Annotated in this window: 7 protein-coding genes; 5 read left to right on the top strand and 2 right to left on the bottom strand. The window is 39.8% G+C overall.

Going from position 1 to position 13,144, the window contains the following annotated elements:
- Positions 1-138 precede the first annotated feature (138 nt).
- Positions 139-840, top strand: coding sequence for a helix-turn-helix transcriptional regulator (locus KZ793_RS12075; RefSeq protein ID WP_225815570.1), 702 nt, complete (start codon positions 139-141; stop codon positions 838-840).
- Between the two features lie 508 nt (positions 841-1,348).
- Here KZ793_RS12075 and KZ793_RS12080 read toward each other — a convergent pair.
- Positions 1,349-1,693, bottom strand: coding sequence for a hypothetical protein (locus tag KZ793_RS12080; protein ID WP_225815571.1), 345 nt, complete (start codon positions 1,691-1,693; stop codon positions 1,349-1,351).
- A 915-nt stretch (positions 1,694-2,608) separates the two neighbouring features.
- On the opposite strand from KZ793_RS12080, the gene KZ793_RS12085 reads away from it, so the two are divergent.
- Positions 2,609-3,724, top strand: a complete 1,116-nt coding sequence (locus tag KZ793_RS12085; protein ID WP_225815572.1) for a cytochrome P450 — start codon at positions 2,609-2,611, stop codon at positions 3,722-3,724.
- A gap of 181 nt (positions 3,725-3,905) precedes the next feature.
- Entirely contained in the window at positions 3,906-4,193 is a 288-nt protein-coding gene (locus tag KZ793_RS12090) for a type II toxin-antitoxin system TacA family antitoxin (RefSeq protein WP_225815573.1), read from the top strand.
- A gap of 140 nt (positions 4,194-4,333) precedes the next feature.
- On the opposite strand, the gene KZ793_RS12095 is transcribed toward KZ793_RS12090, so the two are convergent.
- Positions 4,334-7,237, bottom strand: a complete 2,904-nt coding sequence (locus KZ793_RS12095) for an RHS repeat-associated core domain-containing protein (RefSeq protein WP_225815574.1) — start codon at positions 7,235-7,237, stop codon at positions 4,334-4,336.
- A gap of 2,356 nt (positions 7,238-9,593) precedes the next feature.
- Between KZ793_RS12095 and KZ793_RS12100 the strand changes: the two genes are divergently transcribed.
- The gene (locus KZ793_RS12100) at positions 9,594-10,724 is read left to right on the top strand and encodes a LuxE/PaaK family acyltransferase (protein ID WP_225815575.1); all 1,131 of its coding nucleotides are present in this window, start codon (positions 9,594-9,596) and stop codon (positions 10,722-10,724) included.
- Position 10,725: 1 nt separating this feature from the next.
- The gene (locus tag KZ793_RS12105) at positions 10,726-13,131 is read left to right on the top strand and encodes an acyl-CoA reductase (protein WP_225815576.1); all 2,406 of its coding nucleotides are present in this window, start codon (positions 10,726-10,728) and stop codon (positions 13,129-13,131) included.
- Positions 13,132-13,144: the final 13 nt, after the last annotated feature.

Below are 13,144 nucleotides of genomic sequence, written 5' to 3' on the forward strand. Positions count from 1 at the left end.
GTGAAAGCAGCCAACAAAGCAGTAGCTTGAAAGATGAAGGGTATAAATAGTTATATTGGGTAATTGGCTAGTAACTCAATCTTATTTATTTAGTAAAGCCTTTCCTATTTGATTTTTATTAAAATGAGGAGTACGGAAATGTCAAGAACCGAAAGACTTATAGTATTATTGCAATACTTGAGACAAAGAAGGTATCCTGTCAGTGGTAAATTACTAGCGAGTGATTTAAATGTAAGCTTGCGCACGCTCTATCGAGATATTGCCTTATTAAATAGTCAGGGGGCAAATATAGAGGGTGAACCAGGTTTAGGGTATATATTACGGCCGGGCTTCATGTTGCCTCCTTTAATGTTTACGATGGATGAAATTGATGCCTTAGTTTTGGGCAATAAATGGGTTATTGAACAAAAGGATGTTGTTTTGGCTAAGTCTGCTCATAGCTTTATATCTAAGATTGCCGCAGTATTGCCCGAAGAACAGCGTGATCAGTTATATTATTCACCAATGTTTGTAAAAACAGAAGGTTACAGTAAAATTACGGATAATAATTTAATGTTATCTGATATCAGAAGAGCGATATATCATAAGTCAAAAATAGTGATAACTTTTCTTGATTTAAATAATACACATACTGTGAAAACTGCCTGTCCGCTGTCGATCTTTTTTAATAATGAATTCTTTTTAGTTTCTTGGTGTGAAGTTAGTCGTAAGTTTTTTAAGTTACAAGTAGAAAAGATAGAGAAATTGGAAGTGTTATCTGAAAGATATATACAAGATAGAATATTATTACTAAAAAAATGGAGCGAGAAAGAGGGGTTGTCTGATAATAATTTATCCTAAATAAATGATTGCGAATGAATAATTTATGTGGGTATTTATCCTGTACATGTTTAATTGTTCTTTTTATTAAGTATATAGTTGCAAATATATGGTAGATTCTGATGATTATCTGAACTTTTTGCTTTTATTTATACTGAGGGCTTGAAAAGTTTAGTGATTTTATTAGGTTTGCTAAAATTCGGTTTTGTTTACTAAAAACTAGGGATGAGATCCCTTAAAGGATCGAGTGAACAAGAACGATTATTAGGAAAAAGCCGCCCTAGAGTGCCGATTGTGAATGGTAGGATAAATCACTTAATTTGGTAATCTGGGGCAACGAACAACATAGGGCTGGCTTGAGATTGTGGAGAATAAAATTCAAGATAAGATTTTACGTCGATTGAACAAAGATCGTGATCCTATCATGATCTTTGTTTTGTCTACTTGTGAGCTTGTCTTTATGTAAGAGTGCTATTGGTATTTCCCACATGATGCATTTTACTGACGTAATAATGCAGTGGAAGAAACGCTACCATTTCCATGCATCTGGGCTGGTTCCTGTGGGTAATACACTAATGCCAAAATCACTAATGACGACAGCGACATAGATATCATTATCATAACAATTTAATTGATAACTCCTTCCCTTTGCCGTCCATTGCCAATAATCATTTTTCCAACTTTCTGGATAGAATTCTTGGATAAGTGAAGCGGTTGCTGGATGTAACCCATCAACATTGAGAGTACTCGTATTTCCAGAGCTGCTCCAAATCACATCACCGATTAAGTTTTCATTTGTAAGATTAATAACGAAAAAATAATGATTATTAATTCCAAGCATTTCACCTTTTTCTTTTTCCTCAGTCTCTCTCATCTTCGACTCCTGGTTCATGGATAAAATGGGTGATTATTATAGAAATAATAATAGTTTCTCTGATATTTCTATTTTTATTGTGATAAATGCAATAGCTTAACTAATAATTACCGCAGAAATATAACCATAATAAATATATTTTTATTTGATATTGTTTTTGTTTGGATGATTTTCATTGATCTGTTATTCACAGTATTTTATTATTGTTCTGGATGATTTGTTTTCTATAAATTAATTGTGTTTATGAGTAGTAGTCAGAAATTATATATAATATATTTTTATATTAGCGTGAAAGCACAGAATATAAAGTATATCATCATGAATGTTTTACATGAATATTAAATGAAAGTTAATTGTGCGTTGGAAAATGGTTTGAATAGCTATTTTATTGGGTTGATATCGCAGGCAGGAAAAATAGGCCATTATGATGTGGGTATTTATAATATATTGATTTTAATGATTTAGTTAATTGTTTTTATTTGGTTGAGTAAAATTTTTTGTGATATCTATCACGATTTTAATGCTAAAAATGCGCGCAAGTAACCGTATTGAACTAAAAATAGAACGTAAGGTGATAATTTAGTTTTATGATTATTTAGAATTGTTTGCTGTAGAGGGGATATAAATAGAAAATTGTCATGAAGTTATCTGAGAAGTTATGTTTTTAATCATGTGGCCTGAATGTAGGTTAGAATGGCTTTATTTTTTTCGTATAAGAATAAGAGGTGAGTTTGTATAAGTGTGAGGACAGCCATTATGGTAAAAAAGGTCTCTCGATTACAAATGGATTAATAGATTAAAAATAACTGCCAGTGAAATATCTTACGATTTTTAGATGGCAATAAATAGATTTATTGTCAAATGCCGTGAGAATTTATAACTCAAAGAGATGAAATTTACATAGGCGCATCCGTGATGAATGTTTTAATAAATGAATATAAGAAGAAAATGGACAGTGTAAGATTAGGTGATCCTGAGGGAAAGGGATTTTTTTACGATGTTAAAGAAGCAATATGGTATTGTTATTCGTATGATATTTGTTCTTATCTTCTGAATTCAGATTATGTTACAAAAAATAAATTGAGTATTCCGTTGGAAATATTTTCTGCATCAGATAAGCGTAGTGTTGCCAGATTCATTCTTTATCTTAATAATTCGCTCATTTTTAATGATGATAAACATAATAATGATGCAGTAAGTTTTATACGTAGAAAATTTAATGAGATAGATTTTGAAATAATCGCCAATGATCTTGTGTCTCCTTTAAAAGAGTTTGATGTTATAACTGCGAAGCATCTAAGGGGAGTGAATAACTTGCTGGCTGCTTCTTTAGTGGGATTGAAAGCTTCGACGTTCTTTGCTGCTCACGCCTTGAGTGTCGGTATGTTTTTTGATGGGAGGGTGAGGGGGAAGGCATATTTTGTATCGATTGCGGAATCTTTTATTGCCATATATCAGCAAATTTTACGGCAAATAACCATTAACGGTGAGGCAACGGATCTGATCTATGTTGAGAAATTTGTGGCTGATCTGTCGGTAATATTTATTGCCGCTCACGAAACGACGATGCAATTGATAGCTGCCACACTGTTTTATATCAAAAACCATGCAATCACAGTGACGGAAAACAATATTAAAAGCATTGTCACTGAAACTTATCGTATATCTAGCCCAGTGCTTTCCGTAGATAGAGTATTTAAAGAGAGATTGATATATAAAGATACCTGTTTCAATAAGGGAGATCGGGCCCTGTTTTATACCGGATTAGCCAATTTTGATGCTGCGGTTTTTGATCATCCTTACCAGTTTCAGCCTGATCGTGAAGGCTGCCCACTTTCATTTGGTGTAGGAGTAAAAAAGTGTATTGGCATGAGTATCTCGATACATTTTACCTGCCAGTTGATAACCAGAATACTCTCTTGTTATCAACTTGATGATGTTGAAATTCATGAAGTCACTGTTGGTTCGTCAGCTATTGGTTGTTCAAAATTTACATTGAGTGTATCGAAGAAATTAAAAGTCTCATTTTGAATGGATATGAAGTTTAATAGCTTTGCATATTCGGATTTATTTGCCCAAATCTTGATGATTTTTGTGAAAATCGATGTTAAATTCACTAGCAGTATATTCCGTGAGCTCCGCATAAATAATATAAGTGAGTAGTGGATGTCTATAGTGAACTAATAACCGTAATGCGGTAGGAGTAAGGCTGATGGCCACATTAGCAAATGAAAGAATCACCACAAGGGTGAATTCAGAAACGAAAGAGTTACTCGAAAGAGCATTATCAGGGTATGCAAGTTTGAATAGCTTTATTGCAAATGCTGCTGTAGCAGAGGCAAAAAGACTTATTGAACAAAATATGCGTATTCGATTGTGCCAAGAAGATGCATTGGTATTTGGTCATGCATTGGAAAGACCAGTCAAGGTAAATGAACGTTTCCTTCGTGCTGCTTGTAGACATAAGGAAACAATAACAGATGATGATAGAACGTTATAACGGCTAAATTATCGTGACACAGAATACTGAACGCCCTCGATAGCATGATAAAAAGGACTTATCAAGTGTACTAGCTCAGACTTGATCTGACATCCATTCTTGATAGCTGTCAGATCAGGTTTGAGTTCTAGTACAAGCGATTACGCCACAGAGTTTCTCCGTGTCATTCTTCGGTAATTTTCTACTCTTCCTGTCATGACATTTTCTATACCGGACAATATTCCAGAACAATTATGACAAGCAGGGAAGTCTTCATTTTTTGCACCAACGAGTCGTTGTGTGAATATATAGGTCTGACTCAAACTACTTGATATATTTTCTCCCTTTTTAGAAAGTTCAGTGACCATATAATTTAAGGATTGTACTTCAGCATGTAGGCCCGCAATACCCGCCATTTTCGGTAAAATGTTTTTGTTTTCCTTAATGTGTTCTCTGATCCTCTGCTCAATTAGAGGATGTAATGCAGTGCCTGATTCTTGATATGCTTTCTGTATACCAGATATAAATTTTCCTTCATTAGCAACACGATAGCTGCCAAGATCCATATTTGGTCTCCAGCGTTTGGATGTTTGGAGTTTATCGGGGTGGTACTGTTCGAAACCGGGCTTCGCTTTTTCGCTGATAAGTTGCACGCCAGGGAAAGTGTTTTTTGCACTCAAGCTACCACTCAGGTTTAAAAATTTATCTTTATAAGTAGTATCATGCATAATACCGGCATGGGCAGCATATCCTTTTAGTTTTGCATTTGTGAACGTCATTTCTTGGGATGTTTTTATTCTCTGTCTTTGTTTCTGTTTTATTTCCTTTTGTGTTTTCGCATCTTGCTCTTGCTGTTTCATTTCCTCTATTTTTTGCTCATTTCTTTCTGTTTCTTTTAATATTTCACCGGTACTTTTGGTGAAATATTGGTATCTCTGCTCAACCCTTGGATTTTGTTTATACAAAAGTGGCGGAATATTAGGTTTGTTTTGTGGAATGGCAAGATCAAGCCAATCTAAACTTGAGAGCCCCATATTATCCGCAAGCGTAACTGGGTTATTCATCACCATACAATAGAGATTTAATCCATCGATAGTACCGGCCGGGTCTGCACTTAACCATCTTCCTGCCCATGGCTGATAATACCGATAGCCGTAATAATACAGTCCAGTGGCATCCCGTTCTTTACCCGAATACCGGATCGTTTTGTAACTGGCTTCTGTCTGGTTTCTTGCGGCCCATAGCGCTGTACCGCCAAATGGATAGTACTCTTCTTGACTGATGATTTGCCCGTCACTATCTAGCTCAAGTTGGCTGGAGCCAATAAGATTGTCATAACTGTAACGTACCTGATTATTATTGATATTTTCCGGTTTGCCGCTTTCCCAGTGCAGAACTCGCACTTGCGCACGACCAGCTTCACCCACTGTAATGATCTGCAACGCTTCCGTTGTGGTAGCATCGTTTTGTGTTGTACGTAGTTCTAACCCTGACAGGTAAACGACTCGTTGTTGTCGGCGGATATTCTGCATTTGTTGTTCACTCACTTTTAGCAGCCGCATTCCGTCGTTGCCATAGCGATACCACTCTATGTCGTTGCCACTGTCGGTGCGGTTATCTCGTTTGACTGGTGTCATCTGTTGTAGTTCACCTCGTGCATTCCAGTTTAGGTTTTGTCCGGGTAGTAATGTCTCCTGATGACCGCCTGCCTGAAACAACGCATCCACTTTGTTCGGGTCAGTGGTTAAGGTATTCAGCACCGCCCGGTTGCTGCGGTTCGAGACGGTTATGTCTGTGGTGTAGTTGTTTTGGCTCGCGGGTGAGTTATGCCGGATTTGGGTCAGGTTGCCACCACGGTCATAGGTATAAGTACGAGTGTAATTGGTATAAGTGTTGTTATCGGAAGGGAGTGCTGGAGAGGGGAGCTTCTGATTCTGCTGGCCGATATTCGCCATTTCGCGCCCTGTTGCGCTGATAAGCTGATACAGGGAATCGTAGGTATAGATATTCTCCGGCACCATTTTCTGATTGCGCCAGAAGCGGGTCGCTTCTGCATCGTTACGGAGACTGATTATGTTGCCAACTGGATCATATTCATAACGTAAGTCTTGCAGGGCCTTGTTATTGGCTGAACGACGAGTAGTGATGCCAATCAGTCGCTGAGTTTCCGGCTCGTAAGTGTATTCAGTGATGATACCGTTACCGTGCTCTTCGCGTAGTTTTTGTCCTGCGGCTGAATAGGTTAGGGATTTGATAATCACCTGTTCACTCTGGCCTTTTACCGTTAGCCAACTGCCTTTTAACTGACCGGCTACGTCATACGCCAGACGCTGGATGTTTCCTTTGGCATCGGTTTGTGTCAACAGAGCGCCGGTGGCGTCGGTTCTGCTTTCGGTGGTGTATGCATCGCTATTTAATTTCTTATCCCAAACCTTTTTATCATCTCCGAACCAGTTTTCCTCTTGACCATCAGCCAGTAGCTGACGGGATTGTGATAAAACTGCTCCAGTCAGGGAAAGGCGATTCAGTTGGGTCACTCCTGCTGTGTCGTAGTGATGTACACACTGACCAGCAAGATTTTGGTCTTTTTCTGCTGGTGTGTTTCCAGCCCAGATAAGACGTTCAGTGATATGGGATGCCCTTTCCTTTGGTTCTTGTTCGGTTACGGATAACAGACGACCGGGCAGAGAGTTGTCTTCATATTGCCGGGTCTGCTTGACACCCGTTGCAGTTACCGTCAGGACAAGACGGTTTTCAATATCATGAAGCGTAACAGTATTGCCTGCATCGACACTCTCTGTACGCAGGACGTTGCCCGTTAAATCATACTGCCAGAGAAAATTGGGTTTCACCGAGTTATCTTTCTGCCAGGCGTCATACAGGCGTGGATCAATACTTTGGTGCAGATGTCCGAGAACATCATACTGATGACGGGTGATACGGATATCACTATTTTTTTCTGCGGTAGTTCGGTGATAACGGATTTCACGGACATCCAGCCCACGGTTATCGTGAACCGTGATAGTGGGGGTATGTTGATAAATTTTGGCGTCAAAGTTGTTCATAATTTACCTCTTTGTGGTGTTGAATAATTGTGGTGTTGAATAATTTTTTATCTGCATAGCAGCGAACAAATGCTAAGTACAGCTTCTCCATATAATGAGGATAACCTTTCTATTCGGTATACCAGCGGTATGCGAGATTTCAGGAGATAAGCAGGAATAATCTCATTCAGAAATGCTGCTCAAAGGTGCTGTTGCAACCGAATAACAGTAACAAGTATAGGCAGACGAGTACAAGTATCGTAGAAAACAGCGTTAGGATCTTTTGCTATCGCTCATGGCTGTTTTTTTATGTTAATTGGTGAATTTTTCAATAAAGGAGAAGTAACCTATCCTTATTTAACATACAGTTATGTATTGATGGAATGTTAATTGGAAGTTCAGTTATCTGTTATAAGTGTGAGTTATTTTATTGGCTAAGTAATTTTTGATGTTCGTCCATATACGAAATTCGGGTTAGTTAGTCTGGCGTCAATTAATGACGCCAGACTGCTCGGATGTATCGGATTCTCGTGTCAGGCAGATATTCCAATCAGTATCACTGATTTAAACTTCATCTTGTGCGTCAATTGCGTCGGAATAAATCTATTGTGCCTTCAGTATGATACTTTTATCTATCACATCATCCAGGTAGTTTTGCTTAATCGTCTGTCTGTTTCTTTATCTGCTGAATATTAATTGAATGCTCTAATGCAATAAAATATATACCCTTCATCTTTCAAGCTGCTGCTTTGTTGGCTGCTTTCACTCACCCCAGTCACATCGTTATCTATGCTCCTGGGGATTCATTCACTTGCCGCCGCGCTGCAACTCGAAATCTATTAGGTATAATTTATTAAATTCACTAATAATATTTTTCAGGAAGAACTATTCTATTGCAATGATTTAATTGTGTTTTTTTAAAGTAATATATGATTTTAATTCTTAATTAAATTATATAGATTAAATTTGATAATATCTGGTTGTCTGCTGAATTCCTTAAATAAAAATTATTTAAAATGAAAAAGCCAGATTTCAATTTGTATGAGGTTTATATTGCATTTATATAATGATATAAAATAATAAATTTGCTAAATAATGTGATTATTACATGGGTTAATATTGAAATACATTATGAGTCAGATGTTGGTTAATTTAACATTGTTATTTTAACAATACAAATAATATTGGATTGTAATTCTTGGTTAAATTGTGAAATAAAGCATGGATGTCGGCAATTATAAATGTAAATGTTATATTTTTAGTATTATAAATTGAGATTTCCTATAAAATTAAGTGTTATATTTTGTATATTTTGGATATTGATAAAATAAAAACTTTTGGTTTTTTATTGAAATATCATTATATATAATATTGCTTATTGGCAATTCTTATTTTGGTTGTTATTGAAATATTTTATTCTTCCCGGGAGTTATAATGGTTGATAAAGAAATATTAACATGAATGATTAGTAAGATAGGTAAATTAATTATATAAAAGCAAATTTCTATCATGTGTATAGAAATATGTTTTTTATTTTTAACTTTTTGATGGGTTTTTATTTTAATAAAAACTTGATTGGTGTTGGTAATATCATAAATTGCTTACTTTTAGGTATTGTAAATATCGATAATATAAATGTAGATCGTTAATCTGCTTTTCTTAAAATAATTCTGAAAATTTCTCATCATTGAATAGAAATAGACCATGTAATGTTTTACCCGAAATGGCTTTCGCGTTGAAAATAATAAGCTTGCTACTTTGAATTTGATGGTTTTATTTCGGGTTTGGCGACTTTACCTATTGGAAAAATTGACGAGAATAAAGAAGTAACATTGTTGATTATCATGCTAAATATTAATTACGTGAATATCTCAGTATTCTATTTGTTTTTTAAATGTTAAATATTGACTATAAATTCATATTTGATGAGTGATTATATGATCTTTTGCTGTTATTTGCGCATATACCCGTTATCTTTCAAGCTGCCTCTTTGTTGGCTGCACTCACTCACCCCGGTCACATAGTTCTCTATGCTCCCGGGGATTCGCTCCCTTGCCGTCGCGATGCAACTCGAAATCTATTAGGTATAAATAATGATGTAAAAATTCGTTGATAAGGTTATTAAATATAAATTGGTTATTACATTAGCGTTTATTAAATCATAATTGTTATGTTTTTATTATTTTTCTTACAAGGAATTAACAAAATTAAATGTTAGTTTTACCAGAACGGTGACCTGTTTTTATTTGGTTAAGGAGTTGTATTCAACATGTCATTATTTTTTCTTCGGCAGAATTTATTTGCCGGAGGTTGAAACAACGTACCTATTATTTTAAGGGAGTAAATGCCCTTTTTCTTTAATTTCTGGAGATGACTTTTGACCTCTCTTGCTTATGTTGACGCCCTTTGTGCGCTTGATCATCCTTATCGGGTCGATAGTGTTTGCGACCAACTATTTGATGCTGCCATGCGTGAGTTGACTCTGTACCACTGTGAAAATACTCCCGGTTACTCTCAGTGGTTGAAGGCTAACGGTCTGGAAGTGGAAAGACTGGAGAAACTGGATGATTGGTCGCGTTTGCCGCCTATTTTCGCTAATTATTTCAAACGCCGGTTGTTGCTCAGTACCACGGGTAGGAATGCATTGGAGTTGACCTCTTCCGGGACAACCGGCCAAAAGAGCCGTATGCGTTACGATGCACGTAGTATGCGTGCAGCTCAAAATATGGTTGAACGGATTTTCGAGTATTACGGTTGGAATACGCCGCAGCAGCCTTGTAATTACTTGCTACTAAGCTATGAGCCTGCCGGCACGGTTACGTTGGGAACCGCGTATACCGATCAGTATCTGTGTAAGTATGCACCGGTAAACCAAGCCTATTATGCATTGCGCCACAATGGAAAAAGCAATGAGTTTGATCCTTTTGGTGTGATCCGATCCTTACAAGAGTTTGCTGCACAAGGGTTGCCGGTGCGTATCTTGGGCTTTCCGGCATTCTTGTGGTTCACACTGGAGCGGATGCAGGAAATGGGGTTGCCGCCAGTGCAGTTGCATCCTGAGTCACTGGTATTTTTAGGTGGAGGCTGGAAAACGCACGCTGATAAAGCCATTCCAAAATCCTTACTGTATCAGCGTTTGGGGGAACAACTGGGTATTCCTGACGAGCGGTGCCGGGATGGTTACGGCTCGGTTGAACATCCTGTGCCTTATGTTGAGTGCCGAAATCACCATTTTCATGTGCCGGTCTATGCCCGTACCTATATCCGCGATACAGCTAACATGGCAGTTCAACCCTATGGTAAGCCAGGTTTTCTGCATCTGGTATCACCTTACATCACTTCCAGCCCGGCACACAGTATTGTGGTGAGTGATTTGGCGGTGCTGCATCCCTCTGCTGAATGTGGTTGTGAGTTAGCTACCGATTGGTTTGAGTTATTGGGTCGTGCTGGTACCAGTAAAAGCCGCAGTTGTGCGATTGCCGCTTCTGAGTTGATAAAGGAGTCCTGAAATGTATTTAGTGAATGGTAAGGTTATCTCTGACTTGGAGCCCGCTAGCGTATTGGCGGAACTTAAAGGTAATTTGGCTGAGGCGCTGGCGGGTCCTCCAAGTGTGCAACAGGTATTGACGTGTGCTGGGCGCTTTGTTGATGGTCTCGATGCTATTGCTGCTAAGCTTGAGTTGGATGCAGCCGCAATCACCACGTTACGTCACTTTTGTCATCGCGATTCTTTAGAGGCAAAGTTGCGGCACGAACTGGGGGAACAACCTTTTTCTCTGCGTCGTTTTGACTATACACAGCCCCGTTTTGAAACTTGGCAACCGTTGGGATTGGTGGTGCATATTACGCCGGCCAACGCGCCTTTGCTGCCATTTATGGCAGTGCTGGAGAGCTTGCTAGTGGGTAATGTCAACTGGTTACGTCCTAGTAGCAGTGATCACGGCCTTAATGCGCAGATACTGGCTGAATTCCTACGTCATGACCTGAGCGGCACGTTGGCACCTTATGTATCCGTGTTGCCTTTGCCATCTGATCAATTATCAGAATTACTGGCGTGTGCTGATGCAGTATCCGCCTGGGGCAGTAATGGCGCCCTGACCGCTATCCGTAGCCAACTACGGCCCGGTTGCCGTTGGATAGATTGGGGACATCGTATCAGTTTTGCTTATTTGGACCCAATGGTTGCCAGTGATGCTGATTACGATGCATTGGCTGATGATGTTTGCCGTTTTGACCAACAAGCGTGTTCCAGTCCACAGTGTTTGTTGGTAGATAATGCTGACGAGAACGTTTTACGGGCAGTCGTTGGTGCTGTGGCCGCCGCACTGGAACGGCGCGCGCCAGTATGGCCAGCCTTACAAACAGACATACAGGAAGCGGCGGAAATCAGCAGTCAGATGGCATTTTTAAAGTTGGATCACACTTTTGCTGAACTCTGCGGTTCGGTAGAAGAGGGCAATGGCTGGCGGATAGCCTGGATACAGCGTCAAGAGCTGGCACCCTCACCGTTGTACCGTACTCTGCAAATTCGTCCGGCACCGCAGGCACAATTGGTCGAGATTTTGTTGCCATGGCGTCCCTATTTGCAAAGTTGTGCTTTGATAGCGCAAGAAAAAGAGCTACCGATGTTGAGTCGTCAGTTGTTGGCCGCCGGTGTTAGCCGGATATGTCAAGCCGGGACGATGCATGATGGCTATGAGGGTGAGCCCCATGATGGTGTTTACGCATTGACTCGGCTGGCGCGGCGAGTCTCCGTCAGCTTAAAACCTGAACAACTACCAGGCCATGTCACGTTGGATAAATTGCCGGCCAATCCGCCAGAGTTGGCAGGGATTCCAGTGATGGATAAAGCCAAGTTTCAGAGCGGCGGTGTGACTGCAAAAGCACAGGTGTTTTTCCGTAGCGGTGGCAGTAGCGGCGAACCGAAGCTGGCGGGTTTCAGCCATCAAGATTATCACAGTCAAATGCAGGCTGCGGCAGATGGCTTATTTGCTGCTGGCTTGGACCCATCCCAAGACCGGGTCATGAATTTGTTTTATGGTAGTAACTTGTATGGCGGTTTGATGAGTTTCTTCACTATTCTGGATAAATTATCCGTGCCTCATTACCCGATGGGTGGCCCAATAGACGATGATTTTAGCCAAATCAGGCACTTTATTGTCACTCAAGGGGTCAATACGCTGGCGGGAATGTCAAGTACTATACACCGATTGTTTGAATGTGAAGAGGCTGCGTTGCGCGCTTATGGTGGGATACGCAAAATTTTTACTGGTGGTGAGCATATTGGTGAAGAGCGACGTCGGTTTCTGTCCAGTTTTGGCGTACAGGTAATTCGTTCGGCGATTTACGGTTCCGTGGATGCTGGTCCGTTAGGTCATGCTTGTGCTTGTTGCCAAGAGGGAGAGTTCCATCTGTTATCTGATATTCAATGGTTGGAAATCTTGGCTCTTGATAGTGATCAGCCTGTTCCGATAGGGGAAACCGGTCGACTGGTGTTTACCTCTCTGGCTCGCGAAGGGCAGGTGGTTCAGCGTTACGATGTAGGTGACTTAGGTTATTGGCTTTCCGACTCCTGTGCCTGTGGATTACCAACGCCGCGGTTTAAACTGGGAGGTCGTCATGGTGTGTTATTACGGGTAGGTTCTATTTTTTTGAACCCAACAGAATTATCAGCCGGGCTGCCATTTCCGATGCAGTGGCTGGTAGGGAACAACTCCAGTGGTTGTGATTATATCCATATATTAGCCGACGGAGATGTTGATCAGGTACGTGTGCATCTGCTGCAACATAAGATGATGAATCAGGTTGTCAGCGGTGGATTACTGCAATTGGACGTTATCCCTACACCTGTTGGACAGTTCCGCCGTCACCCGCAAAGTGGCAAAACGCCGCTAGTGCTGGATAGCCGATTCTGAGAACAATAATACT

Source organism: Photorhabdus antumapuensis, assembly GCF_020387775.1.
Lineage (GTDB): Bacteria > Pseudomonadota > Gammaproteobacteria > Enterobacterales > Enterobacteriaceae > Photorhabdus > Photorhabdus antumapuensis.

Excerpts from the sequence above, each read along its gene's own strand:
- KZ793_RS12090 (WP_225815573.1), top strand. The coding sequence starts at position 3,906 with ATGGCCACATTAGCAAATGAAAGAATCACCACAAGGGTGAATTCAGAA.
- KZ793_RS12105 (WP_225815576.1), top strand. The coding sequence starts at position 10,726 with ATGTATTTAGTGAATGGTAAGGTTATCTCTGACTTGGAGCCCGCTAGC.
- KZ793_RS12075 (WP_225815570.1), top strand. The coding sequence starts at position 139 with ATGTCAAGAACCGAAAGACTTATAGTATTATTGCAATACTTGAGACAA.
- KZ793_RS12095 (WP_225815574.1), bottom strand. The coding sequence starts at position 7,237 with ATGAACAACTTTGACGCCAAAATTTATCAACATACCCCCACTATCACG.
- KZ793_RS12085 (WP_225815572.1), top strand. The coding sequence starts at position 2,609 with ATGAATGTTTTAATAAATGAATATAAGAAGAAAATGGACAGTGTAAGA.
- KZ793_RS12080 (WP_225815571.1), bottom strand. The coding sequence starts at position 1,693 with ATGAGAGAGACTGAGGAAAAAGAAAAAGGTGAAATGCTTGGAATTAAT.